Source organism: uncultured Haliea sp. (assembly GCF_963973825.1).
In the GTDB taxonomy this organism is placed as follows: Bacteria; Pseudomonadota; Gammaproteobacteria; order Pseudomonadales; family Halieaceae; genus Haliea.
This window is the reverse complement of the sequence record NZ_CAXBAE010000004.1, coordinates 136897-162274: the sequence shown is the minus strand read 5'-3', so window position 1 is coordinate 162274 and position 25378 is coordinate 136897. Positions and strand designations below refer to the sequence as shown.

Below are 25378 nucleotides of genomic sequence, written 5' to 3'. Positions count from 1 at the left end.
TACCTCTTGTTTGATCTAGGGAGACCCGGTGGGTCTCGATAAATTTACTCCTGGCGAAACAGCGCCAGGAAACGCAATAAACGGACAGTGTCCGCCAGTCCGCCGGACACCTTGATCGTGCCGTCGGCCAACGCGACCGGAAAACTCCGCTGACCGGCCAGCAACCCCAACCACTCCGTGGCTGCCACTGTCACCACCAGACTCTCGTCTTCGGGTACTGCCTCCAGCGGCTCAATGACCGCAATCTGGTGACGCACGTGCACGGCATAGCGAGCGTCCTGATCAGGGAAAACAAACACGACGCGCTCATCCACGCCTGCACTGCGCTCTGGATCCAGGTTTACCGCCATGCTGCGCAGCACCCCCGCCACCGGGAAAGCCCCGGCGAACGCGACACGCTCCGCACTGATGGGGGAAGGCCCGGTCGTGATGCGCCCCTCGAGCTCCAACGCGTCGGTGAGATACCAGTTGCGAGCGTTGGGGTTGGGTGTGTTCACTGCCAGCATACGCAGCGCACGCGCCTTCAGCTCAGCGGCAACCGGTACAGAATCGGGACTGCCCTCCAGCACCAGATCGGCGAGCTCTGCCGCCCACTGCGGATCAACCGACAGCTGCGCCTGGGCTTCGGCCAGCACCGCAGACGCCCCTCCGGCAAGCGCCAGCAGGCGCTGCGCGCGCGTACCCGCCGCCGTGGGAAAGAGTGTGCTGCTATCGCCCTGGTACCAACCCAGGTAGCCGCTGTAGATCGCCCGCACCGACCAGGCTACGGTGCCATAAAACGGTTGCAGCCAGGGGTGTGCCGCCAATTCCGCCGGCAGTGCAACCCGCCGCGCAAGCGCGTCCGCATCCAGCCCCTGATTCATACCGCGCACGGTCTGGTCGTGCACAAACTGGATCGCATCGCCATAAGCCTCGAGGATGTCATCGATCTCTGCGGCCCCGGACACGGGACGGGTATGGCTGGGGACCAGATGTTCAGCCCCCAGCGAACGTATGAGACGCACGCTGTCGGCCCACTGCATGACATCGCGGTAGCGCGTACCGCGAATGGTATAGAGATTGGGAAAGGCCTTGTAGACGTTGTCGCCGGGCAGCAGCACACGCTCCTCGGGGAGCCAGACCAGCAGCTGGTCGTCGGTCTCGCCGGGGGCGTGCATCAGTACCAGGCGCCGGCCCGCGATGGTGATCTCCAGGCGCTCATCAACCGTGTGGGTAGGCGGCAGCAACCCATAAATATCACCCTCACCGCTTGTGCTGTGCGCCAGTGCCGGTCCGATGCCATCGTTGACGATACGCTCTCCACCCGCCGCCAGATAGTTCCCGAACATGTGGAAGGAGCGGGTCTCGATGACCGGGCGCAACACATTCATGATGCGCTCGATATGACTCCAGGTGGTCTTGTGGGCATAGACAGGGACATCGCGCCCCTCGGCAAACGCCTCAGCGCCAAAAATATGGTCGGTGTGGTTGTGGGTGTAGATAATCGCGCTCACCGGCTTGTCGGTGATCCGGTCGAATTCAGCTTTGACCGCGCGCGCGGCCTGTAGGGATTCCGTGGTATCGACAATGATGACGCCGTCATCGCCTTCAATCAGGATGACGTTGGCCAACGCGTACCCGATGGCGACATGAATACCCGGCACCACTTCGATGATATCCCGGCGAAACTCCGCAGAGTGGGCCTCAAGCTCGGCACTGCCGGCCACTGGCACTTCCGCGGGTGCTGGCGGCTCCGAACAAGCCAGCAAGGCAAGTAACGCAACCGCAACGAGACTGCTGCGCAAGTGGCGCAGACGCTGCATCGGGGCCATATTATGGGTACGCGCCATAACGGGTTTGACCTTGGAGTATGTTTTTCATCGCCAGGGCATGCACCTTAACGATTACCGCACCGCAACACAAGCACCTGAGCGCGCCCGGTGCCCGCAGCGGGGCGGCTCAGTACAGCAGGCTATAGAGCTTGCGTTGATACTCCGCCGCCAGCGGGTCGCTCTTGCCCAGGCTTGCGATGGTATCGATCAGCGCCTTTTTGGTCGCCCCGTCGGCATGGTTGAGGTCCTGGCGCAGGATAGTGATCAGGTGTTCCAGCGCCTCGCGGAAGTAACCGGCATTGGTGTACTGCACGGCCAACTGGTGGCGCACGTAATGGTTGCCCGGTTCCGCCTCCAGGCGCTCCTCGAGCGCGGCCATCTCGGGTGTGACAGCGGCCTCACGCTTGAGCTTCAACTGGGCAACCAGCTGCTCCCACGCGGGGTCCTGGTCAGCCATGCGCACGGTGTCGAGCACCGCCTGTGCATCATCCAGCCGGTTGCACTCAAGCAGGGCATGGGCGTACGCAAGGGTAATGTCATGGCGCTGCCCGGAATCCTCGAAAGCCTGCCGCAGCGGCCCCAGGGCGGAGCTGAAATCGCCCTGCGCCATAAACGCCTGACCCTGTTCCAGCAGGCCGTCCCAGGGCTTGGGCAGGTACTTTTCCAGCAGCTCGCGCACCTGCGCCTCGGACTGCGCACCGACAAATCCGTCCACCGGTTGACCGCCCTGCATCACCATCACGGTTGGCAGGCTGCGCACCCCGAATTGCTGGGAGATCATGGGCTGCTCATCGGCATTTACCTTGGCCAGCAGGAACGCGCCCGCGTACTCATTGGCCAGTTTTTCCAGCACCGGCATCAGGCTCTTGCAGGGTCCGCACCAGTCGGCCCAGAAGTCGACGACCACCGGCCGCCGATGGGATTCCTCGATCAGCAGGGCCGCTGCGTTGCTCTCATCAATGTTGACAATACACTCTGTCACACGCTTTCCTCTCGTGCATGGGGTGAGGGGGCCGGCTTACAACCCCAAAACGTCCTGCATGTCATACAGCCGCGGCTCCCGGCCCACCAGCCATCCCGCCGCGCGTACCGCGCCGCGGGCAAAAGACATGCGGCTGGAGGCCTTGTGGGTTATTTCAACCCGTTCACCATCGGCGGCAAAAATTACGGTGTGGTCCCCCACAATGTCGCCGGCGCGTACGGTGGCGAAGCCGATCGTGTCGCGCTTGCGCGCGCCCGTCTGGCCCTCCCGGCCATACACCGCCACTTCGGCAAGGTCGCGACCCAGGGCATTGGCTACGACACCGCCCATGGACAGTGCCGTACCCGAGGGCGCGTCGATTTTGTGCCGGTGATGGGCCTCAACAATCTCGATATCGACATCATCACCCAGAACACGCGCAGCCATATCCAGCAGCTTGAAGCACAGGTTCACGCCGGTGCTGAAATTGGAAGCTTTGCAGACCGGAATCTTACCCGCAGCCTGCTTGATCAGCTGATCCTGATCCGCCGTGAAGCCCGTGGTGCCGATCACCATGGCCTTGCCTGCCCGGGCACAGGTCTCCAGATTGGCCAGCGTGGCCGCAGGCACCGTAAAGTCGATCAGTACGTCGATGTCCTCTATGACATCGGCAAGTGCGGCAGAGACCGGCACACCCAGCTTGCCGAGGCCGGCCAGTTCGCCGGCGTCTGCACCGATCAGGCTGCTGTCCGGCTGCTCTACCGCAGCGGCCAGCTGCAGTCCCGGCTGCTGGGCGATGGTTTCGATCAGGGTGCGGCCCATACGCCCACCCGCACCGGTGATTCCCACTCGTGTCGTCATGGCTTCATATCGTCGAAAAAGGCCTTCACACCCTCGAACCAGCTGGTCTGGCGCGGCGACTGCGCATCACCGCCCTGGCCGAGGCTATCCTGGAACTCCCGCAGCAGTTCCTTCTGTTTCTTGTTCAGGTTGACCGGGGTTTCCACCACGGCACGGCACAGGAGGTCGCCGACCGCCCCACCACGCACCGGCTTTACGCCCTTGCCGCGCAGTCGGAACAGCTTGCCGGTCTGTGTTTCGGCGGGAATTTTCAGCTTTACCCGACCATCCAGGGTAGGCACCTCCAGCTCTCCTCCCAGCGCAGCGTCCACAAAGGTAATGGGCACTTCGCAGTACAGATTCTTGCCATCGCGCTCGAAAATGGGGTGCTGTCGTACCGACATCTGCACAAAAAGATCGCCGGGCGGCCCCCCGTCGGGACCGGCCTCGCCCTCACCGGACAGGCGAATACGATCGCCGGTATCCACACCCGGGGGCACTTTCACCGACAGTGTCTTGCGCTTCTCTACGCGCCCCTGACCGTGGCACTTGCCGCAGGGGTCGGAAATCATCTTGCCGCGGCCGCGGCACGTCGGGCAGGTCTGCTGCACCTGGAAAAAGCCCTGCTGCATGCGCACCTGGCCAATGCCGCCACAGGTAGTGCAATTCACCGGTGAGCTGCCTTTTCGCGCACCGGAGCCGTCACACTCGTCACAGGTGGCCAGCGTGGGCACCCTGATTTCCACGGTAGTGCCCTTTACGGCGTCTTCCAGCGAAATATCCAGCGTGTAGCGCAGGTCTGAGCCGCGTTGTGGCCCTCCGCGTCCACGGCCCCCGCCGCCACCAAAGATGTCGCCGAACACATCCCCGAAGATATCACTGAAGCTGCCGCCGCCTGCGCCAAAGCCGCCGCCACCCATGCTGGGATCGACTCCCGAGTGGCCGAAGCGGTCATAAGCCGCGCGCTTCTCCGCGTTCATCAGAACGTCGTAGGCCTCGGTCGCCTCCTTGAATTTCTCGTCCGCATCCGGGTCGTCAGGGTTGCGATCCGGGTGATACTTCATGGCGACCCGTCGATAGGCCTTTTTGATGTCCTTCTCGTCGGCCGCTTTCTCGACCCCGAGCACTTCGTAATAATCGCGTTTTGACATAGTCAGCCTGGCGTTAAACCGCATTCTCGCAAATGACGACGCGGGCTCTCAGGTCCCGCGTGGTCAAGTTTACCGACGGAGCACATCCGCGCCCCGGTGACAGGAAGCGCTAACGCCTACTTCTTGTCGTCCTTCACTTCTTCGAACTCAGCGTCAACCGCATCGTCGCCCGCCGCGGACTGTTCCGCGCCCCCTGCCTCGGCACCCTGCGCCGCCTCTGCCTGCGCCTGGTACATTTTCTGGGCCACGGGGCCGGTCGCCTCGGTCAGCTTGGCCGCTGCCGCCTCAATGGCGTCTTTCTCGTTCGCCTTGAGAGCCTCCTCAGCTTCGCTGATCGCCGTCTCGATTGCAGCCTTCTCATCGGCAGTGGCGTTATCGCCCGCCTCTTCCAGCGTCTTGCGGGCCGCGTGCACCAGGCCGTCACAGCTGTTGCGTGCCGCGATCAGCTCCTCGAACCGCGCATCCGCATCCGCATTGGCCTCGGCATCCGCCACCATCCTTTCGATGTCCTCCTCGCTCAGGCCACCAGAAGCGGTGATGCGGATCGACTGCTCCTTACCCGTAGCCTTGTCCTTCGCGGACACATTCAGGATACCGTTGGCATCCAGGTCGAAGGTCACCTCGATCTGCGGCATGCCGCGCGGCGCCGGCGGAATGTCCGCCAGGTCAAAGCGACCCAGCGACTTGTTCTGCGACGCCTGCTTGCGCTCGCCCTGGACCACGTGGATGGTCACAGCCGTCTGGTTGTCGTCCGCCGTTGAGAACACCTGCGATTTCTTGGTCGGAATCGTGGTGTTCTTCTCAATCAGGGGTGTCGCTACACCACCCATGGTTTCAATGCCCAGCGTCAGCGGGGTGACGTCCAGCAGCAGCACGTCCTTGACGTCGCCGGAGAGCACTGCACCCTGGATAGCCGCCCCCATGGCAACCGCTTCGTCGGGGTTGACGTCCTTGCGCGGCTCCTTGCCGAAGAAATCCGCCACGGCCTTCTGCACCATCGGCATGCGGGTCTGGCCGCCCACCAGGATCACATCGTTGATTTCACTGGGGCTCAGGCCCGCATCCTGCAGTGCTACCTTGACCGGCTCCATGGAGCGCTTGACCAGTTCCTCCACCAGCGATTCCAGCTTGGAGCGCGACAGCTTCACGACCAGGTGCTTGGGGCCTGTTGCGTCAGCAGTGATATAGGGCAGGTTCACTTCGGTCTGCTGGCTGGAAGACAGTTCGATTTTCGCCTTCTCTGCCGCTTCCTTGAGACGCTGCAGCGCAAGCGGATCGTTGTGCAGATCGATGCCGCTTTCCTTCTTGAACTCCGCCGCCAGGTATTCGATCAACCGCAGGTCGAAGTCCTCACCGCCCAGGAAGGTGTCGCCGTTGGTCGACAGCACTTCAAACTGGTGCTCGCCATCCACCTCGGCAATCTCAATGATGGAGATATCGAATGTACCCCCACCCAGGTCGTACACCGCAATCGTGCGGTCGCCCTTCGCCTTGTCCATGCCATAGGCCAGCGCGGCCGCCGTCGGCTCGTTGATAATGCGCTTGACCTCGAGGCCGGCAATACGACCGGCGTCCTTGGTAGCCTGACGCTGGGAGTCGTTGAAGTAGGCAGGCACCGTAATGACCGCCTCGGTGACGGTCTCGCCCAGATACTCTTCCGCGGTGCGTTTCATTTTACGCAGCACCTCAGCGGAAACCTGGGGCGGCGCCATTTTCTCGCCCTTGGCCTGCACCCAGGCATCGCCGTTGTCGGCCTCGACGATTTTGTAGGGCACCATCTTGATGTCCTTCTGTACAACATCGTCCTTGAACTTGCGTCCGATCAGGCGCTTCACCGCGTACAGGGTGTTGTTCGGGTTGGTGACGGACTGGCGCTTTGCGCTCTGCCCCACCAGGATTTCGCCGTCCTGGGTGTAAGCCACAATCGACGGCGTCGTGCGATCGCCCTCGGAATTCTCGATAACGCGCGCCTTGCCCCCTTCGAGCACCGCGACGCAGGAGTTGGTGGTACCCAGGTCGATACCGATAATCTTGCCCATGTGTTCATCTCCTCATTTGCGCCGGCTCAGCCGGCTGCAGTATTCACTTGTTGTCTATATTGGCGCTGGGTCGGCAATTTCAAGGGGCCGAAACGGTTTTTACTCGCCGGTTGGCGCCTTGCTGACCATGACCATCGCCGGGCGCACCAGGCGCGAATTCAGTGTGTAGCCCTTCTGCATGACCGCGATGACCGTATTCGGCTCCACTTCCGCGTTTTCAACCAGGCTCATGGCCTGGTGCAGCTGCGGATCGAAGGGCTGGCCTTCGGGGTCGACCGGTTCGATGTGAAACTTGCGCAGGGCATCGACGAAGCTCTTCAGGGTCAGCTCCAGGCCGTCGATGATGGGTTTCACCGACTCGTCGTGACCCGCCGTGACCGCCAATGCGCGCTCCATATTGTCGACCACGGGCAGGAGCTCCTTGCAGAACGACTCCAGGGCGAACTTGCGCGCCTTCTCCACGTCCTGCTCGGCGCGGCGCTTGATGTTCTGGGCATCCGCCTGGGCCCGCAGGGCAGCATCCCGAGCGGCATTGAGATCCTCCTCCAGGGCTGCCATCAGCGCTTCCGGTGTCGGCTCCTCGCTACCTTCCGCTGCCTCAGGCTGCGTGGATGCAGCCGTGTCCGCGTAGGCAGCCGCTTCCGCAGCCTGCCGCTGGTTGCCGCCCTCACCGGGCTCGGATTCGGGTGTATTTTGCTCGTTCTCAGCCACGTCTGGACTCCATCACTGGCACTTGTGAATGACACAGGCACGGCGCTGCTGCGCCGCCCCGCTGTGGTTGGGGAAGATGTTGGGACGCCTCGGGTAAATTTCAAGGCCGCCGGGCTCCTGGCGGCCCTGCTCAGTTGGACAGCGCGGAGCTCAGCATGCGCGCGGTAATGTCCACGACCGGTATCACCCGCTCGTAGGGCATCCGCGTGGGCCCGATCACGCCGAGCACACCCAGCGTGCGTGCACCGTCTGTGTAGGGGGCCGTAATCACACTGTAGTCGCCGAATACCTCGAAGCCCGCCTCATTGCCGATGAAGATCTGCACGCCGTTGGCGCGGGTGCAGCGCTCCAGCAGATGCAGGAGATCTTTCTTGCGCTCGAAGGCATCGAACAACTCACGCAGGCGCCCCACATCTTCCGGACTGACGTGGCCCAGCAAACGCGACTCGCCGGCCATCAGGTATTCGTCTTCCGGGGCCTCCTGGTCCAGCGCCTTGCTGGCCAGGTCCAGCGCCGCCTGCAGGTAACTGTCGATACGGCTGCGGGCATCCTCCATTTCGGCCAGAATACGGCTCTGCACCTCGTTCAGGGGACGACCGGCAAAGCGCTGATTGACCAGCGCGGCGGCATCCCGCAACTCGGCCTCGGTGAAGGCGCGCTGGGTGTGGATAATCCGGTTCTGTACCTCGCGCTCATTGACGACGAGAATCACCAGCACCCGGTCCCCGGACAGCGGCAGGAACTCGACCTGGCGCAGTTGATGGGTCTCTGGACGGGGCACCGTCACCAGGCCAGCCTGGGCGGTGATCGCGGACAGCAGTGACGACGCCGACTGCACCAGCTCTGTCGTGGATCTGTCCGGATGCAGCTGCTCGCGCAGGGCGCTTACCGCCCGCTCATCCAGGGGCTGTACCTGCAACAGGCGGTCCACGAACAACCGGTACCCCTGGGCGGTGGGCACCCTGCCCGCCGAGGTATGCGGTGAGTGCAGCAGGCCCCGTTCCTCAAGGTCGGACATCACATTGCGCACCGTGGCGGCACTCACCGAGAGGCCAGCCTCTTCCAGCAGGCTGCGCGACCCGACCGGCTGCCCATCGCGAATGTGGCGCTCAACCAGCGCTTTGAGAATGGTCCGTGCCCGTTCCGATAAATCCGCTGAGCTCATACTCCACCCTGTGTCACTTCGACTCAGGTTGTATCACAGCCCCCCCGGAATACAAAGCGATGAGCGCTGCGGATGTTTATGCCGCGAGGGATCTGCGGTATAACAGGCCAAACACCCAAGCGGCTCACCATGCTCACCCACATCCACATCAGCGATTACACCATTGTCGACGCACTCGACATGGAGTTCCACGACGGCATGACCGTCATCACCGGGGAAACCGGTGCCGGCAAGTCCATCATGCTGGACGCATTGGGCCTGTGCCTGGGCGACCGCGCGGACCCCAAGGCAGTGCGCAGCGGCAGCGAGCGCGCCGAGGTCACCGCCACTTTCGCCGTTGCTGACAACGCTGCCGCCACCGCCTGGCTGCGGGCTCGCGACCTGGACCACGGTGATGAGTGCCTGTTGCGCCGGGTAGTGACGGCCGAGGGGCGCTCGCGCGCCTACATCAACGGCAGCGCCTCCACGCTGCAGGACTGCGCTGAGCTCGGTGAACTGCTGATCGATATCCACAGCCAGCACGCACACCAGTCGCTGCTGCGCAAACCGGTACAGCGGGCCATGCTTGACGCCTTCGCCGGCCAGCAGGCGCTGGCGCGCCGCGTCGAGCAGGCCGCATCCGACTGGCTGCGAGGCCAGCGCGAGCTGGGCATGCTCACCGGCAATCGGGACGAGGCTACCGCACGGGCACAACTGCTCGCCTACCAGGTAGATGAACTGGAGCAACTGGGCCTGCGCGAGGGTGAACTGGAGGAACTGGAGCGCGACCAGAGCCTTCTGGCCAATGCCGAAGATATCCTCCAGGGCGCGCACCAGGCACTGGAGATCTGCGAGGAGCAGGCCGGCGGCGCCCGCCATGCCCTGCAGCTGATGCGTGTCGCCAGCGGCAGCAAGACTGCCGATAACGCGCGCGGTCTGCTGGATTCTGCAGCGATACAGCTGGAGGAGGCGCGCCGGGAAATACAGCGCTACATCGACTCCATCGAAATCGACCCGGAGCGGCTGGCTGAGGTTGAGAAACGCCTGGAGCAGCTGCACGATGTAGCGCGCAAGCACCGCATCAAGCCGCCGCAGCTGCTCGAGCTGCAGGCGGGTCTGCAGGAAGAGCTCGCCGGTCTTGCCCAGGGCGGCCAGCGTATCGAAGAACTGCAATCGGAGCTGGACGCCCTCGCGGAAAGCTACCGCAAGGACGCAACACGGCTCAGCAAAGAGCGCGCCAAGGCGGCCGGGAATCTGGTCGCCCGGGCCACCGAGGTGCTGCACACGCTGGCCATGGCAGACTGCCGCTTTGAAATCGCCCTGAGTCCACGCGAGACGCGCGCGCCCCACCCGCACGGCGCGGAAGATATCGAGTTCCTGATCAGCACCAATCCCGGCTCGGCGCCACAGCCCCTGGGCAAAATCGCTTCCGGCGGCGAGCTGTCACGCATCAGCCTCGCCATCCAGGTGGTCACCGCCAAGGGTGGCACCCTGCCCAGCATGGTTTTTGACGAGGTGGACGTCGGCATCGGCGGCGCCGTGGCCGAGGTGGTAGGCCGCCTGCTGCGCGGGCTGTCAGCCGAGGCGCAGGTGCTCTGCGTCACTCACCTGCCCCAGGTGGCCTCGCAGGGGCACCGACACCTGCTGGTCAGCAAGACGTCGGACAAAACCGCCGCGTGGACGCGCATGTCGGTACTGGAGGACGACCAGCGGGCGCAGGAAATCGCCCGCATGCTGGGCGGCGTCAAGCTCACCGAGCAGTCGCTGGCCCACGCCCGGGAGATGCTGCGTGACGCAGAGGGCGCCTGAGACTGGCAGCGGGCGCGGCTTCTGGTGTATGGTGGACGGTCATAGACAGCCTCCTGCCGCCACAAAAAGACACCTATTTTGAGCAACCCACCACCCCGCAAGAGTCTCCGGGAGCGCAAGAAGCAGGCGCAGCGCTCGCGCATCATTGAGGAAGCGCTGACGCTGATCGGCCAGAGCGGCATCGCGGATATGACCATTGACGCCATTTGCGACCGTGCCGGCATTTCCCGTAAAACCTTTTACAACTACTACGGCACGCGCCACGATCTGCTCTTTGATATCTGCGTCAGTCGCACGCTGGAACTGGTCAGGGGCTCGGTGGACGAGGCTCTGGAGCGCTTCGATCATCTGGACGAACGCATCTCGCACGTGCTGGGCGTGCAAAAGCAGCAGCTCTGCCAGGCCTCCGACCTGGAACACGAACTGGCGCGCTATTCCATCGCCAGTATCGGCAACAGCCTCGCCAGCGGCGCGACCCTGTTGTCGGTCATGAACGAGAATTTCCTGCGCCTGTACAGCGCCAGCACGGGCGACCTCAAGGACAGCCTGTCAGCAGAATTCTGCGCGGAAATGACCGTTGGTATGATAGACACGGTGATTCTCAACCACCTGCACAACCCCGATTATGATGCGGGGCAGCGTTATGACGAGCTGATAGACTTTCTCTGCCGCAGCCTGGTGCGCGAACGCGCCCGGTTGAGGGTCAGCGGCGCCGCCCAGGCGTAAGCGCTGGCGTTAAAAAGGCCGGAGCGCGCGATGCACACCGGCCCGTCGAACAGACCTAGCCGTGCAAGCCGTGGCTGATAGGGCATTCGCCACGCGCCAGCTTGCGTGCCCGCTCCACCAGGGTCGCTTCCATGGTCTCGCGGCCAATCATGATCACGAAGTCCTGCTTGCGCAGACCATCGAGCGCAAACTCGGCGAGCTCGTCCAGGTCCTGCACCGGCAGATCAACGCCGATCTCCTTCATACCCTGCATGAACTCGTCGAAGGTCATTTCACCACCCTCGGGCACCGGCTTCTCACGCGCCAGTTCTGCCGGGCGATTGCGCCGAGTGGTCCAGATGCCGGTAGGCAGGATGCCGCCCGAGGGGTAGAAGATGCAGGCGCGCAGCTTTGTTTCCTGGCCCACCAGCTGGGCGTTCAGGCACTCCGTCATGATGGACACCCCCGCCTTGCTGGAGGCGTACACCGATTGGTCCGCCAGCGGCGAAATGCCGCCGTCACCTGATGAGGTGTTCATGACGACGCCTTCTTCACCCGATGCCAGCATGCGCGGCACGAAGGCCTGCACACCGTGCGCGATACCCCGCAGGTTCACACCCAGAACCCACTGCCAGTCGTTCGGCGTGGTGTCCCAGACATTGGTGTTGGTAACGCTCACCCCGGCGTTGTTGCACAGCACGTGGCAGTGACCGAACTCATCAAAGACTGCATCTGCCAGCGCATTGACGGATTCGGGCTTGGACACATCAGTGACGATGGCGCGCACCGTGCCACCGTTCGCCGCCAGTTCGTCGCGGGTCGCGTCCAGCGCAGCGCGCTCCACATCCGAAAGCACGACTTTCGCGCCCGCGGCCAAAAACGCCCGGCCCAGGGCCTTACCGATACCGCTCGCGCCACCGGTTATGACCACGACCTTATTATTGAAATCCTGCATAGTGGGAAAATCCTCTGCTATAAAACGTCAAAAGGCCGCGGGCAAACGCCAGCGGCCAGGTGTGCCCAGGGGGCGTTCTCAGCCCTTCAGCGGGCCACCGTTAACGCCGCGCCAGCGCGAGTTGCCGATGGTGTTGGCCCAGGGCTCAAACGCATCGGCATCCAGCGGATCGCCCAGATCCACACTGCGGCCCAGGAATTCGGGCGTCCACAGGTAGGTCTCCGGCTTGGATACCGGCGGCAGACGCTCGGTCAGGGGGTCCCAGGGGCTGTCCCGAAGAATCAGCTCACCCTCAACCTTGAGCTTCTGCGCTGTGCCGTAGTTGGACACGACGTTGACCACATGCGGCGGAAAATCGAAACCGGTTTTCACGTAGGATGCCGCGCGGGAATACTTCACCCAGAACTCGTGCTCGTCGAACTTGGGGCCGTTGTCCAGCGTGTCGGTCACTTTGCCGTAGAACTCCAGGAACGTGTAGTTCTGGTGCGTCACGCGGGCGCCAACCTCCTCGCCGAGACGGTAGTACTTGATCTCCGCCGGGTATTTGGGCTGGCCAAACTTTTCCTGGCTGATGAAGATTTCCGCTTCCTTGTCGATGCCGTAGCCGAGTGCAAACTGGCCTTCCTGGCCTTTGTAGTTACACAGCACCGTCGTCAGCAAACCCTGCTCCGGTTCACCGTTTACCGGCACGTTGTACACGGTCAGGGTCACTTCCGGGCGGCTGCCGGGCTCGAAACCGGGGGGCAGCACCGCCGCCAGCTTGGCCGGGTCCGTCAGGTAGCGGATTTTCAACATCGGCCAGTTGTAGTGATCGCCCGGCGTTGTGGCTAGTTTTTCATTCATACGCTTTATCCTCTGTTATGGGTGCTCTCTGTAACCTTGCTTCCCGAGCCCGGAGGGGCTCAGGCATAAAACTGCTGGAACCACTTGCGATACTTGGCAATGGGGCCATCTCCGTCGCACAGCGCCGGATCATCCAGATAGACCTTGTGCTCCCAGATCGGGATATCCTGCTCTACCTGGCGCACGATCTCGTGCACGGTGCCGGTGGCCATCATCGCGTTGTCTTCCGACTGTTTGCGCGGCACCGAGAAATTGAAACGCAGGTGGACGTTCTGGTCGTCAATCGGCGTCACCGTACCCATCATCACCACGTCGAACATGCGTGAGAAACGCTGGAAGGTAAAACCGGGGCCGACACCCTCGGAGCGCAGGTGGATCGCGTCGTGGTTTTCGCCGCTCAGGTCCACGTTGCCCTGCTCGTCGATCGCGTGCGCACGCGAGTCGAACTCGGTCACGCGACGCGGGCCATCCATCTCGACCGTGCCCTGGGGCATTGCCGGGCTGCCGTGTACGGTGATGAAGTGCGCGAGGTCTGCGGCGTTCTCGCCGGTTTCCTGGATGATCGTGTTGATCTTCCAGTCATAGGTATCCAGCGGCGTCCACTCACCTGAGGCCAGCTCCGGGATCTCGTCAATATCGAACATCGGCGCCGCGCCTTCAGGGTGGTACCAGGCCCAGATCATCTGGTTGCGCTCAATGACCGGGTAGCTGGGCACACACTGCTTGCCCTCCACTTTCGGCGGGATGCGCTTCGCGTAGGGCACGGCCGTACAGTAACCCTCGTTGTTGAATTCCCAGGCGTGGAACGGACAGCTGATGGATTCACCGTTGACGATGCCACCATAGCCCAGGTGCGCGCCCAGGTGCGGGCAGTGTGCACTCAGCAGTGAGGCCACGCCGGACTCGGTGCGAAACAGCACCAGTTCACGGCCGAAATACTCCACGGGGCGGACATCACCGGGTTTCAGGCCGTCGCTGTAGTCAATTGCGTACCAGCCAAACGGAATGGGCTTTTCGTAACGTTTGCTCATCGTCATTTCCTCTCTTATTTGCGGATGTTGGTGCGCACGCGCAGCTCGCGAAACACCACCGCGTTGTGGTCAGAATTGTCTTTCTCCGGTTCTCCATCCAGCTCCAGATCCGGGAACTGCTTGAACAGCTCGACCATGGTCAGGTACAGCTGACGCTTGGCCATGGCGGCACCGATGCAGTAGCGCGGCCCGTAGCCGAACAACACATCGGGGTTGAACTCGCGCTTGACGTCAAAGCGCTCCGGATCGGTGTAATACTCGGGATCGTGATCCTTGAGGTGCGGCATCATCAGCACCATCTGCCCCTTGGTCACTTTCTGGCCGAGAATTTCCATGTCCGCCGGCGCGTAGCGGGCAAAGCCCATCTTCGATGAAATGGACCAGCGCATCACCTCGCTGAAGGTATTGGAGAACGCGTCGGGGGATTCCAGCGCGGCCGGAATCTGGTCGCGGTGCTTGAGCAGGGAGTACAGCGTCCACTGCTGGGCGACCAGCGTGGTATCCGCACCCGCGCCAATCAGCGCGAGGATCAGGGTGATGATGTCCCACTCACCGAAATTCTCGTTTTCCGCCTCAATTTTCAGCAGCACACTCAGGAAGTCGTCATCGCCGGGGTTGGCGCGACGCTCGGCAATCACCCGCTGCAGGATCTCGATGGCGCGGTTGCTGTCCTGGCGGGCAGCCTCGCGGCGCTCGTCACTCAGCGTGGGGTTCCATGCCTCGGTGAAGGTCAGCACCACCTGTTTGATTTCGGGCCAGTATTTCTCCGGCAGCCCGACCATGCGGCTGATGGAAATGAACGGAATATGGTTGGCCACTTTCTCGATGTAGTCAAAGCTCTCCAGATCCGCCAGCTCGGCGATCAGCCGCTCGACATCGGGTTTGATGCGGCGCTGTATCTCGTCGACCACGTTGCGGGAGAAGGCAGGCGACACCACGCGACGCACAAGGCGGTGGTGGTCGTGGTCAGCGAGCAGGCTGTGGCCGATCATCGCGCGCTCGTAGTTGCTCCACTGGTCCTCCGGCGGGCGCGGCGGCGCAAACTCCCAGTCGTAGAAGTCGGAAGACAGGTATTCGTTGCGCCAACACTCCATGATGTCGGGCATGCGGGTCATGATCCACGCCTGCCAGGGCGCGTACCACACGAGGCGCCCACGCCGCGCCAGCGCCAGGTACTGCTCCGGCGCATTTTCCAGATATTCCGGCGATGCCGGGTTGAACAGGGCCTCAATGGGCTCTTGGGTTTCGCTGACGGCCTGCATACTTGCCTCCTCTGCCAATAGGCTGACGCAAGAATATACGTTCGCATAAAACTACACACAAGTGTATTTTTATTAATTCCACGTCACGCCGAGGAAATGTCATGCAAAAAGCGCGACAAAAGCCGCGCAGGGAGGATGGCTAGCGGCGTTTTTCCCGCACGTAGAGCACCAGCGAGTGATCAACGAGCTCGAAACCGTGTTCGGCGGCGATTTCCTGCTGGCGGCGTTCAATCACAGGGTCGGTGAATTCGATCACATCGCCCGTGGTCATGCAGACCATGTGGTCATGGTGCTCACCGGTGTCCAGCTCAAACACCGAGTGCCCGGTTTCAAAATTGTGACGATTCACCAGCCCCGCGCTCTCGAACTGGGTCAGCACGCGATACACGGTTGCCAGCCCCACATCTTCACCGGCATCGCGCAGCTTCTGGTAGACATCCTCCGCGCTGAGGTGCTCACTGGTCTCGCTGGTCGATTCCAGAATCTGCAGAATCTTGACGCGCGGCAGCGTGACCTTGAGGCCCGCATTGCGCAGTTCCTGATTGTCAGTCGGCATGGGATCGGGGGTTCTCTGTACAGGTCTGGACGGGTATGATGCCACCCCATCATGACAAGTGGAAGTTAAAGCCCATGCGCAGTATTTTCCTGGCACTGGCACTGGTCTCGCTCACCGCCTGCGGCAACTTCGGGTTTCCCGGTGTCTACCGTATTGACGTTGAGCAGGGGAACATCGTCACCCAGGACATGATCGACCAACTGCAGCCCGGCATGAGCCAGCGCCAGGTGCGCTTTATTCTCGGCACTCCGCTTGTGGAAGACAGCTTCAACGCCGATCGCTGGGACTACCCCTACCTGCTGCGCAACGGCAATGACGTGATCCGGGAAGCCTCCGTCAGCGTGTATTTCGACGGCGATGCCCTCACGGGTGTGAGCGGGGACTACCTGCCGGCCTGGGCGGTGTCAACACCGGCGCCCGCAAACGAGCCCCCCCAGTAGGCCGGCTTCAGTCGTCGCTGTCCTGGCGGCGCTCTTTCACCCGCGCCGCGCGCGCCTTGCGCACCTCTTTCGGGTCGGCCTTGAGCGGCCGGTAGATTTCAACCCGGTCACCCGCCTGCAGCACCTGGTCCGGCGCTACCAGCTTGCCGAAAATACCCAGTCGCGAATCCTCGAGGTTGAGGCCTTCAAAACGCTGCGCCACCCCGGAACGCCGGGCAGCCTCCAGCGCGGTGGTACCCGCTGCCACGTTGACCGGGATAATTGCCTGTCGGTCGGGCAGCGCATAGGCCACCTCGACCTGAATCATGTCTGTCTCGCTCATCGCTACCTAACCGTAAAGCTGCCGCGCGCGGCGACCAATGGCGTCGACCAGGCTGTTGGTGACGCTGTCGAACAGGCGACTGACTGCCGCCCCCACCAGCAGGCTGCTGGTACTGAACTCGAGGTCCAGGGTCACCTTGCAGGCACTGCTGCCCAGGCCGCGAAACTCCCAGTTGCCCTGGAAGTAGTCGAAGGGCCCATCCAGCAATTCCAGGCTGATGGATTGCGGGGCCTGCAGGCGGTTACGCGTGCTGAAACTCTGTGTGATGCCGCCCCGCGACAGATCCAGGCGCGCTTCAACGATATCCGCCTCACGGCGCAGCACCCGGGAGCCGACACAGCCCTCCATGAACTCCGGATAGGCCTCGATGTCATTCACCAGTTCGAACAGCTGCCGGTCTTCGTAGGGCAGCAGGGCGTGGCGGTAGATTCGGGTCATCGCGATCTCTGTCAGGGGTGGCGACCGGCGCCACCTCGGGTTTACTCCGTTACCAGGGCAGCTGCCATGACCAGCACGATGCCCAGCGGCGCAATATACCTTAACAGGAAGTACCACAGCGAAAAAAACTGCGTGCTTTCACGGTACAGCTGTGCCCGCAGGAGCGGGCGCCCCAACCGCCATCCCACCAGCAGGGCGGTGCCCAGGGCCACCAGAGGCAGCAACACGCCACCGGCAAGCTGGTCCATGAGCCGAAACAGGTCCGGCGCCGTACCGCGGCTGTCCGGGGCCAGCGTCGCTGCTGCTGCGTAGGCCAGCGCCCAGACAACGGCGCCGACAATCACCGCCGCGGTGACCCGGCGCAGACCGAAGCGCTGCTTGATGGCCCCGGTCACCGGCTCCAGTATGGCGATGGACGACCCCAGTGCCACCAGCGCAACCAGGGCAAAGAACAGCGCCCCGAACACCTCGCCGTTCAGCATGTTGCCGAAGGCGTAGGGCATGCTGATGAACATCAGGCCGGGGCCCATCGAGGGAAGCAGATGACTGGCAAACACCAGCGGGAATATTGCCAGGCCCATGGCGATGGCCACCAGCGTATCGAACAATGCCACCGCCAGCACCGAGCGCCCGATGGGCGCGCGGACGGGCGCATAACTGCCATAGCTGATCCCCGTTCCCACACCGATGCCCAGGGTGAAAAAGGCCTGTCCCAGCGCCATCAGCACCGCTTCGCGGTTGAAGTCCAGCCACTGCACCGAGAACAGGAACTTTCCCGCAGCTGATGCATTGCCGTTCGCCAGGCTGTATTGCACCAGTAGCGCCAGCCCTGCGAGCAGCGTCGGCACCACCAGCCAGGCGAAAAGGCCGATGCCACGGCGCACGCCAGCGCCAACCACGACCACTGCACTGGCCAGAAAGAGCGTCTGCCCCAACAGCATGCGGTCACCATCTGCCAGCAGCGCCTCGAAATACTGCCCGGCGTTGAACATGCTCGCGGCATTGAAGCTCCCGGCATACATGGCGCCGACATAAACCAGTGCCCACCCGGCGACGACCGCATACAGGGCGAGCAGCAACACACCGGTCACGCAGGCGAGCCAGGGGAGTGCCAGCCAGGCAGGCCGCAGACGGGAGCGTTCGACCGCGCGGTTGACCGACTCCACCACGCTGCCCATACCCTGCCGCCCGAGCACGAGTTCGGCGATCAGCAGCGGCACGCCCAGCAACAGCAGGAAAACGACATAGGCGACCACAAACGGACCGCCACCATACTCCCCGCTAAGGTAGGAAAAACGCCAGACACTGCCCATGCCGACCGTGGCACACGCCAGCGACAGCACGAACGTCATCCGAGAACGCCACTCCCCCAGGGGATTTCCCGCAGCCGAGTTCACCGGGAAAACTTCCTTCTAATCATAGGCTTAGACTGCCCCACACGGCAGGCGATGAAAAGAGCCAAATTCACGTTCCAGTGCGCAGGCTTGTCCGTATAATGCGCGCCATGGGTAACAAGAAGCCAGCAAAAAACGACAATGTGATCGCTCGCAACAAGCGCGCGACCTTCGACTATCACCTGCTCGACAGCTACGAGGCGGGGGTTGAGCTGCAGGGGTGGGAAGTCAAAAGCCTGCGCATGGGCAAGTGCCAGCTCACCGACTCCTACGTCCTGATGAAGGACGGTGAAGCCTGGCTGCTGGGTACCCAGATCACGCCGCTGGAGACCGTGTCCACGCACTATGTCAGCGACCCAACCCGTACACGCAGGCTACTGCTGCACCGCAAGGAACTGGCAAAGATACTTGCGGCCACCAGTCAGAAGGGACTGACCTGCGTCTGCACCCAGCTCTACTGGAAAGGGCATCTGGTGAAAGCCCGGATCGCCCTGGCCGAGGGCAAGAAGGGCCACGACAAACGCGATACCGAAAAAGAGCGCGACTGGAACCGGCAGAAGCAGCGCATCATCCGCGACAACGTCAAGCAGTAAGCCCCCCGCACCGCCCGGAAAACATTGTCCAGCTTCGCCGAGGCTGGCACCATAACCCGGTCCTTCTACTGCACCCGGGTTATCTGGCATGTCGAAAGAACGTATCAACGAACTGCGCGCGCGCATGCAGCGGTCCATCGTCGGCCAGGAAGCCGTCATCGAGCGGCTGCTGATCGGGCTGCTGGCCAATGGCAACCTGCTGGTCGAGGGCCTCCCCGGCCTGGCAAAAACCCGGGCTATCAAGGCGCTGGCACAGCATCTGGAGGCGGACTTCAGCCGCATCCAGTTCACACCTGACCTGCTGCCCTCCGACGTCACCGGTACCGAGGTGTACTACCAGGACGGCAATCGGGGCGACTTCCGCTTCGAGCCCGGCCCGATCTTCGCCAATATCGTGCTCGGCGATGAGATCAACCGCGCACCCGCCAAGGTCCAGGCCGCCATGCTCGAGGCCATGGAAGAGCGCCAGGTCACGGTCGCCGGCAAAACGCACCGTATGCCACCGCTGTTCATGGTGATGGCAACCCAGAACCCGGTTGAACAGGAAGGCACCTACCCCCTGCCCGAAGCACAGATGGACCGCTTCCTGATGCATGTGAACATTGTTTACCCGCCCGTCGAGGATGAAATGCGCATTGTGGATCTGGTACGTTCAGAGGAGCAGCAGGCGCAGACGCAGACGCGCGAGGATGATGCCGGCGAAAAACCCGAAAGGCCCGCGCGAATCCCGCAGCAGGCGGTATTTGATGCACGGCGGGAAATCGCCCAGGTGCATGTGTCGGAGCCCATGAAGCGCTACATGGCGGATCTTGTGTACGCCACGCGCACGCCGGAAAAGTACTCGGCCGACGTCGCCCGCTGGATCGAGGTGGGCGGCAGCCCACGGGCATCCATCGCACTGGACAAGTGCGGTCGCACCCACGCCTGGCTGCAGGGGCGGGACTATGTGGACCCCGAGGATGTGCGCGCCATCGTCCACGATTGCCTGCGACACCGGCTGATGCTGTCCTACGAGGCCCACGGTGAAGGCATGAACGCCGACAAGGTCATCGACGCGCTGTTGGCGGAGGTGGCATTGCCCTAGCGGCGCCTGGCCATGCACGACGACCCCCGCATCCACGTCTCTCTCGAGCACCTGCGCAACCTGCAGGGCGCTGCGGAACAGCTCAGCTTTCTGCCGCGCCAGCCTGCACGCAGTGTACTCAACGGCCAGCACGCCTCCCGCCTGCGCGGCCGGGGACTCAATTTTGAGGAGATGCGCGACTACCTGCCCGGCGACGACGTACGCTCAATCGACTGGAAAGCCACCGCGCGCACCGGCAGTCCGCACGTGCGTGTCTACACCGAGGAGCGCGACCGACCCGCACTGCTGGTTGTTGACCAGCGTATGTCGATGTTTTTCGGCTCCACCCTGAACATGAAGTCCGTCACAGCGGCAGAGGCCGCGGCCATCGCCGCCTTTGGCGTGCTCGGCGCGGGCGATCGCATCGGCGGCATTGTGTTCGACGACAGTACCCAGGTGGAGTTTGCGCCGCGCCGCAGCCGGCGGACCCTGTTTGCCCTGCTGCAGTCAATGGCTGACTTCAACGGCGCCCTGCACGCAGCAAAGCGGGTAGACGAGGGCGCTGATCGCCTGAACGACGTGCTGCGGCCGGTGGCGCGCCTGGCGCGCCACGATCACCTGGTCGTCATCCTCAGCGACTTCGCGGGAGCCAATGAAATCACGCGCAAGCGCCTGTCTACCATCGCCGCGCACAATGATGTGCTGTTGATGCTGGTGCACGACCCGTTGGCGGAGCAGGGCCTGAGCCAGGGCGAACCCACGGTGCTCGGCGACGGCCACCTGCAGGCGGAAATCGATCTCAGCCACAGCAGCACCCTGGAAGCGGTAGGCGGCTTCACCCGCCAGCGACTGCAAACCATCAGGGACTGGCAACGCGAGATCAACCTGTCCGTGTTGCCTCTCAACGCAGCGCAGGAGACGCTGCCGCAGATCCGGCAGCTGCTGGGCCAGACGCGCCCCGGACGCTCCCGCGCATGAGCCGCTACGACGGGCTTTCGCTCTCCCAGCTGATCGATCTGCTGCACCCTATCGTGACGCCGGAACCGGTATCGATGGTGCCTGCCACCACAGGCTGGTGGGTGCTCGGAGGTTGGCTCCTGACGGTGATACTGATCGCACTCGGTCATCGGGTCGCCGCCTACCGGCGCAACCGCTATCGCCGGGAGGCGCTGCGTGCACTGGATGCGCTGGCACAGCAGGAACCGGCAGCCAGCCAGGCTATCGCCGTGCTGCTGAAGCGTACGGCGCTGGGCGCCTACCCCCGTCGGGAGGTTGCCGCCCTGCAGGGCGAGGCCTGGGCCGCGTTCCTGTGTACAAGCAGTGGCGACGACCCCGTGGTCACGGCCGCGGCACCTGCTCTGGCCCGCGCAGCCTATCTCGCGCCCGTGAACGACCCGCAGTTACTGGCGGCGGCCCGGCGCTGGGTACAGGTGCACCGTGCTTGAGTTTGCCTTTGCCTGGGCTGTGCTCGCCCTGCCGCTGCCGCTGCTGCTGTGGTGGGGTTTGCCGCCACACCGGGAGCGCGCCAGCGCCCTGCGCGTGCCCTTCTTTGCCGACATCGTGGCCGCGTCCGGCGTGCAACCGGGGACCGGTGCGGTGGTGCGTCGTCGGCGCCGCACGCAGGCCGCACTCCTCTGGTTCATCTGGCTTTTGCTGGTGGTCGCGCTGATGCGGCCGAACTGGGTCGGTGAACCGATTGTGCGCACCGAAGTCGCGCGCGACATCATGCTCGCCATTGACCTCTCGGGCTCCATGGACTACCGGGATTTCCCCGGGCGCGACGGCCAGCCCATTTCCCGTCACCGGGCCGTGCAGCAGGTAGTCAAGGCGTTCATCGCCGAGCGCGAGTCCGACCGCGTGGGCCTGATCGTGTTTGGTGACAAAGCCTATATACAGCTGCCGTTCACCCGGGATCTCGCCACCGCAAGCACCCTGGTGGACCTGATGGCCGTCGCCATGGCGGGGCCTCAAACAGCGCTGGGCGATGCCATCGGCCTGTCCATTCACGCCTTTGAATCGAGCAGTATCGAAGAACGTATTCTGATTCTGCTCACCGATGGCAACGACACAGCCAGCCGCATGACGCCGATCAACGCAGCGGCCATCGCCGAGCGCAATGGCGTGGAAATCTACACCATCGGCATTGGCGACCCGCAGGCCACGGGGGAAGACCGGGTGGACTTCAGCCTGCTGGCCGATATCGCCGGGCGCACCGGCGGCGAATTCTTCAATGCCGAGGATGAAAATGCACTGGCCGCGGTCTACCAGCGTATCGATGAGGCGACCGCCGCCGAGGTCAACACCGAATCCTGGCGGCCACGGCAATCACTGGTGGTGTGGCCCGCGGGGGCTGCGCTGCTGATCGGGCTCGCGACACTGGCGGGCATGCGGTTCGGCGGACGGAGAAACGGCGCATGATTGAGCAGCTGCATTTTCTGCGCCCGCTATGGCTGCTTGCCCTGCCCGCGGTTATTGGCCTCTGGTGGCTACTGCGCACCCAGCGCAGCCCAGAGAACACCCTGGGCAACCTGGTTGCGCCGCACCTGCGCCGCGCCCTGACCATCCAGCACGACACGCGCGCGGGCTTCAGCGCGCTCGACAGCTTTACCATCGCCCTGCTGGCCCTGACACTGGCCGCCGCCGGTCCCGCCTGGCGCCAACAGGTGGCGCCGTGGTTTGAGGAAACGGCACCGCTGGTGATCGCAATGGAGGTCACCGACTCCATGCGCAGCAACGACCTCGCACCCACCCGCCTGGACCGGGCACGCTTCAAGGCACTGGACCTGGTCGCCGCACGCACTGGCGCGCGCACCGCGTTGATAGCCTACGCGGGCTCTGCGCACATTGTGGTCCCCCCGACTACCGACAGCGCGGTTCTCGCCGGATTTCTCGAGAGCCTGGACCCGGCCATCATGCCGCGCGGCGGCAATAACAGCGCAGCCGCACTGCCGCTGGCACTGGACCTGCTGGGCGAGAGCGCCAGCATCGGCACACTGCTGTTCATCACCGACGGCTTCGACAGCGCCGACATCCCTGCGCTCGCCGCGTTCAGCGCCGACACCTCGGCCCCGGCGGTGACGGCATTGGTCGTGGGCACCGAAGCCGGCGGTGTCGCCCTGTTGCCCGACGGCAAACCGGTGGTTGGCCCCGGGGGCGGCCCCCTGCAAACGGCAATTGATACCGACCTGCTGCGCCGTGTGGCGAGCGAAACCGACGTCACCCTGATACGCAGCGAAACAGGCGATGCGGATATACGCAAGCTGCTGCGACTGATTGAATCCAATCTGCTGCAGGCGGATGACCCGGACGCCGAGTGGCATGACGAGGGCTGGCTGCTGCTCTGGCCCGCCCTGTTGCTGGTGCTCTACGGCTTCCGCCGGGGCTGGGTGCTGCGATGAAGCGCCGGAACCAGAGGCCACTCTGGCAGCGCGCGCCGCTGCAGTTTGCCGCGGTCACCCTGGTGGCCCTGCTGGCTTTGGTATGGCTGGCGAGCCGGGAGGCTACCCTCGCCGACCTGTGGCTGACCCGCGACCAGCAGGGCCAGCGCGCGATGAACCAGCGCGACTGGAAAACGGCACTGGCTCGCTTCGAGGACCCGGCACAGAAAGCCACCGCGGCCTACTATGCGGGCCAGTACGAGCAATCCGCCGACCTGTTCGCCCGCATTCCGGACGCCGTGGGCTTCTATAACCGGGGCAACGCCCTGATCAAGGCACGCGACTACCGCAACGCCATCCGCGCCTTCGAGCTGGCCGTCGCCGCCGAGCCGGGCTGGCAGCAGGCCGTGGAAAACCTGGACCTGGCACGGCATATCACTGAGTACATCGAGCAGCTGCGCGAGGACAGTGACACCGAAGACGAATCCGAACTCAGCGCGGATGACTACGTGTTCGACAACGAGGACGAACGCGGCCGGGAAATGGAAATCACCCGGGAGAGCACCATCGGCCTGGAGTCCGCCGAGAAGTGGATGCGCTCGGTGGACACCGACACCGCCGAATTCCTGCGCACGCGTTTCGCCCTGGAACAAAGCCGGGAGGAGGCGCCATGAAGCGCTGGATCGCCCTGTGCCTGCTTGTCCTGCTGAGCGCACGCAGCCTGGCCCAGGTGCAGCCCGTAGTGGAAGTGACGATAACGCCGCAACAGGTCAGGGTGGGCGAGCCTCTGGAGCTGCAGGTTACGGTACTCGTACCCACCTGGTTCGCGCAGCCGCCCAACTACCCCGACTTCGAACTGGCCAACGCGATCACACAGCGGCCCCCGGACAGCTCTTTCCCCACCAGTCGCGCGATCGACGGCGAAACCTGGTCGGGGATCGTGCGCAGTTTCCGCATTTATCCGCTGCAGGCCGGCCAGTATCGCATTGACGACGCCGAACTCGGGGTCAGCTACGCCAACCCGGGCAGTGCCCCCACACGCCTGCAGGTGGCGCTTCCCGAGATTCGCTTCAGCGCGGTGGTGCCGCCCGGCGCAGAATCACTGACCCCCTACCTGGCCGGCAACGCGCTGCGCCTTTCTCTGGAGGTCGGTGGCGATACAGGCAGTTTGCAGCCGGGGGACGCCGTTACCCTGGTATACCGGGCCGAGCTGGAGGGACTGCCCGCGATCTTCCTGCCGCCGCTCGCGCCCAAGCTGGACTATGCGGGCGCCTCCGTCTACGCCGACCGACCCACCACGGCGGACGGCCCGCCCGCGACCCGCAGTGAAAAACTCACACTGGTGTTTGAGGCGGGTGGCGCGTTCAGCGTGCCGCCGGTAACCCTGAGCTACTGGAACACCGACACCGACAGGGTTGAACAGGCAACTGCCGACGGTGTGACACTGCAAGTCAGCGGTGCAGCGCCCGTGCAGGACGACGCCGCCGATACCCGTGTCAACGCCCTGCGCTGGCCACTGCTGGGCGCCGTCGCAGCGGCCTTCCTGCTCGCCTGGGCATGCTGGCGCAGCTGGCAGCAGTCGCTGCGCCCGCGCTGGCAAGCCTACCGGCAGCGTCACCTCAATAGCGAAGCCCATGCCTTCAAGGTATTGCAGCAGCGGTTACGGGCCCAGGACCGCGCTGCGGCCTACCGCGCCCTGCTGGCCTGGAGCGCGCACCTGACCCCGACCATGGACAGCCGGGAATTCGCGCAACGCTATGGCGACGAAGCCCTCAGCCGCGCACTCGACAGCTGGCGTATTGCGCTGTTCAGCCGGGGCGAGGAAGCTCCGGTGGGCAGCGCACTTGGGAAAAAACTGCAGACCGCTCGACAACGCTACCTCAAGGCCCGTCGCAAACCGGCGGCGCACGCCCTGCCGCCGCTGAACCCCTGA

26 protein-coding genes are annotated in these 25378 nt (G+C 63.7%); 11 read left to right on the top strand and 15 right to left on the bottom strand.

The features are described from left to right. Positions 1 to 44: 44 nt before the first annotated feature. From AACZ17_RS07145 to hrcA, 7 genes are all read right to left on the bottom strand, one after another. Positions 45 to 1829, bottom strand: coding sequence for an alkyl sulfatase dimerization domain-containing protein (locus tag AACZ17_RS07145; RefSeq protein WP_290743022.1), 1785 nt, complete (start codon positions 1827 to 1829; stop codon positions 45 to 47). A gap of 109 nt (positions 1830 to 1938) precedes the next feature. Then, positions 1939 to 2793: a thioredoxin gene (trxA, locus tag AACZ17_RS07140; RefSeq protein ID WP_290743019.1), complete on the bottom strand. Its 855-nt coding sequence runs from the start codon at positions 2791 to 2793 to the stop codon at positions 1939 to 1941. A gap of 36 nt (positions 2794 to 2829) precedes the next feature. Next, the gene (dapB, locus tag AACZ17_RS07135) at positions 2830 to 3633 is read right to left on the bottom strand and encodes a 4-hydroxy-tetrahydrodipicolinate reductase (protein WP_290743016.1); all 804 of its coding nucleotides are present in this window, start codon (positions 3631 to 3633) and stop codon (positions 2830 to 2832) included. Beyond that, on the bottom strand, positions 3630 to 4763 hold the full coding sequence (dnaJ, locus tag AACZ17_RS07130) for a molecular chaperone DnaJ (RefSeq protein WP_290743013.1): 1134 nt from the start codon (positions 4761 to 4763) through the stop codon (positions 3630 to 3632). Before dnaJ ends, dapB begins: the two co-directional genes overlap by 4 nt. A 116-nt stretch (positions 4764 to 4879) precedes the next feature. After that, entirely contained in the window at positions 4880 to 6802 is a 1923-nt protein-coding gene (dnaK, locus tag AACZ17_RS07125) for a molecular chaperone DnaK (RefSeq protein WP_290743010.1), read from the bottom strand. Positions 6803 to 6901: 99 nt separating this feature from the next. Next, on the bottom strand, positions 6902 to 7513 hold the full coding sequence (gene grpE, locus AACZ17_RS07120; protein ID WP_290743007.1) for a nucleotide exchange factor GrpE: 612 nt from the start codon (positions 7511 to 7513) through the stop codon (positions 6902 to 6904). Between the two features lie 130 nt (positions 7514 to 7643). Further along, a complete protein-coding gene (gene hrcA, locus AACZ17_RS07115) occupies positions 7644 to 8678 on the bottom strand; it encodes a heat-inducible transcriptional repressor HrcA (RefSeq protein WP_290743004.1) in 1035 nt (344 codons plus the stop codon). Between the two features lie 129 nt (positions 8679 to 8807). Between hrcA and recN the strand changes: the two genes are divergently transcribed. Both recN and AACZ17_RS07105 read left to right on the top strand, forming a co-directional pair. Then, a complete protein-coding gene (gene recN / locus AACZ17_RS07110; protein WP_290743001.1) occupies positions 8808 to 10466 on the top strand; it encodes a DNA repair protein RecN in 1659 nt (552 codons plus the stop codon). A gap of 78 nt (positions 10467 to 10544) precedes the next feature. Further along, positions 10545 to 11192: a TetR/AcrR family transcriptional regulator gene (locus AACZ17_RS07105; protein ID WP_290742999.1), complete on the top strand. Its 648-nt coding sequence runs from the start codon at positions 10545 to 10547 to the stop codon at positions 11190 to 11192. Positions 11193 to 11247: 55 nt separating this feature from the next. Here AACZ17_RS07105 and AACZ17_RS07100 read toward each other — a convergent pair whose 3' ends face one another. The 5 genes from AACZ17_RS07100 to fur all read right to left on the bottom strand — a co-directional run bounded on the left by AACZ17_RS07100 (position 11248) and on the right by fur (position 15818). Beyond that, positions 11248 to 12126: an SDR family NAD(P)-dependent oxidoreductase gene (locus AACZ17_RS07100; protein WP_290742996.1), complete on the bottom strand. Its 879-nt coding sequence runs from the start codon at positions 12124 to 12126 to the stop codon at positions 11248 to 11250. A gap of 78 nt (positions 12127 to 12204) precedes the next feature. Continuing rightward, the gene (locus AACZ17_RS07095) at positions 12205 to 12969 is read right to left on the bottom strand and encodes an acetoacetate decarboxylase family protein (protein ID WP_290742993.1); all 765 of its coding nucleotides are present in this window, start codon (positions 12967 to 12969) and stop codon (positions 12205 to 12207) included. A gap of 59 nt (positions 12970 to 13028) precedes the next feature. Next, the gene (locus AACZ17_RS07090) at positions 13029 to 14000 is read right to left on the bottom strand and encodes a Rieske 2Fe-2S domain-containing protein (RefSeq protein WP_290742990.1); all 972 of its coding nucleotides are present in this window, start codon (positions 13998 to 14000) and stop codon (positions 13029 to 13031) included. 14 nt (positions 14001 to 14014) lie between these two features. Continuing rightward, on the bottom strand, positions 14015 to 15262 hold the full coding sequence (locus AACZ17_RS07085; protein ID WP_290742987.1) for a cytochrome P450: 1248 nt from the start codon (positions 15260 to 15262) through the stop codon (positions 14015 to 14017). A gap of 139 nt (positions 15263 to 15401) precedes the next feature. After that, positions 15402 to 15818 (bottom strand): ferric iron uptake transcriptional regulator, encoded by a 417-nt coding sequence (gene fur / locus AACZ17_RS07080; RefSeq protein ID WP_290742984.1) that lies wholly within the window; start codon positions 15816 to 15818, stop codon positions 15402 to 15404. Positions 15819 to 15892: 74 nt separating this feature from the next. On the opposite strand from fur, the gene bamE reads away from it, so the two are divergent. After that, on the top strand, positions 15893 to 16258 hold the full coding sequence (gene bamE, locus AACZ17_RS07075; protein WP_290742981.1) for an outer membrane protein assembly factor BamE: 366 nt from the start codon (positions 15893 to 15895) through the stop codon (positions 16256 to 16258). A 7-nt stretch (positions 16259 to 16265) separates the two neighbouring features. Here bamE and AACZ17_RS07070 read toward each other — a convergent pair whose 3' ends face one another. From AACZ17_RS07070 to AACZ17_RS07060, 3 genes are read right to left on the bottom strand one after another with little or no spacing between them, the layout of a single operon-like run. Next, positions 16266 to 16580, bottom strand: a complete 315-nt coding sequence (locus tag AACZ17_RS07070) for an RnfH family protein (RefSeq protein WP_290742977.1) — start codon at positions 16578 to 16580, stop codon at positions 16266 to 16268. Between the two features lie 6 nt (positions 16581 to 16586). Next, positions 16587 to 17018 carry a type II toxin-antitoxin system RatA family toxin gene (locus AACZ17_RS07065; RefSeq protein WP_290742975.1) on the bottom strand — a complete coding sequence of 144 codons (432 nt, stop codon included), beginning with the start codon at positions 17016 to 17018 and terminating at the stop codon, positions 16587 to 16589. Positions 17019 to 17059: 41 nt separating this feature from the next. Next, positions 17060 to 18415, bottom strand: coding sequence for a sodium-dependent transporter (locus AACZ17_RS07060; protein ID WP_290742973.1), 1356 nt, complete (start codon positions 18413 to 18415; stop codon positions 17060 to 17062). 107 nt (positions 18416 to 18522) lie between these two features. Here AACZ17_RS07060 and smpB point away from each other — a divergent pair, with 107 nt between their 5' ends. The 8 genes from smpB (at position 18523) to AACZ17_RS07020 (ending at position 25378) form a co-directional block, all read left to right on the top strand. Beyond that, positions 18523 to 19005, top strand: a complete 483-nt coding sequence (gene smpB, locus AACZ17_RS07055; RefSeq protein ID WP_290743308.1) for an SsrA-binding protein SmpB — start codon at positions 18523 to 18525, stop codon at positions 19003 to 19005. 88 nt (positions 19006 to 19093) lie between these two features. Further along, on the top strand, positions 19094 to 20089 hold the full coding sequence (locus AACZ17_RS07050; RefSeq protein ID WP_290742970.1) for a MoxR family ATPase: 996 nt from the start codon (positions 19094 to 19096) through the stop codon (positions 20087 to 20089). Positions 20090 to 20101: 12 nt separating this feature from the next. After that, positions 20102 to 21046, top strand: a complete 945-nt coding sequence (locus AACZ17_RS07045; RefSeq protein ID WP_290742967.1) for a DUF58 domain-containing protein — start codon at positions 20102 to 20104, stop codon at positions 21044 to 21046. Then, on the top strand, positions 21043 to 21513 hold the full coding sequence (locus tag AACZ17_RS07040; protein ID WP_290742964.1) for a DUF4381 domain-containing protein: 471 nt from the start codon (positions 21043 to 21045) through the stop codon (positions 21511 to 21513). The genes AACZ17_RS07045 and AACZ17_RS07040 overlap by 4 nt, the downstream gene beginning before the upstream one ends. Further along, a complete protein-coding gene (locus AACZ17_RS07035) occupies positions 21506 to 22486 on the top strand; it encodes a VWA domain-containing protein (RefSeq protein ID WP_290742962.1) in 981 nt (326 codons plus the stop codon). The genes AACZ17_RS07040 and AACZ17_RS07035 overlap by 8 nt, the downstream gene beginning before the upstream one ends. Next, positions 22483 to 23466 carry a VWA domain-containing protein gene (locus tag AACZ17_RS07030; RefSeq protein ID WP_290742960.1) on the top strand — a complete coding sequence of 328 codons (984 nt, stop codon included), beginning with the start codon at positions 22483 to 22485 and terminating at the stop codon, positions 23464 to 23466. Before AACZ17_RS07035 ends, AACZ17_RS07030 begins: the two co-directional genes overlap by 4 nt. Continuing rightward, positions 23463 to 24119: a hypothetical protein gene (locus AACZ17_RS07025; protein ID WP_290742957.1), complete on the top strand. Its 657-nt coding sequence runs from the start codon at positions 23463 to 23465 to the stop codon at positions 24117 to 24119. The genes AACZ17_RS07030 and AACZ17_RS07025 overlap by 4 nt, the downstream gene beginning before the upstream one ends. Beyond that, positions 24116 to 25378, top strand: coding sequence for a BatD family protein (locus tag AACZ17_RS07020; protein ID WP_290742954.1), 1263 nt, complete (start codon positions 24116 to 24118; stop codon positions 25376 to 25378). The genes AACZ17_RS07025 and AACZ17_RS07020 overlap by 4 nt, the downstream gene beginning before the upstream one ends.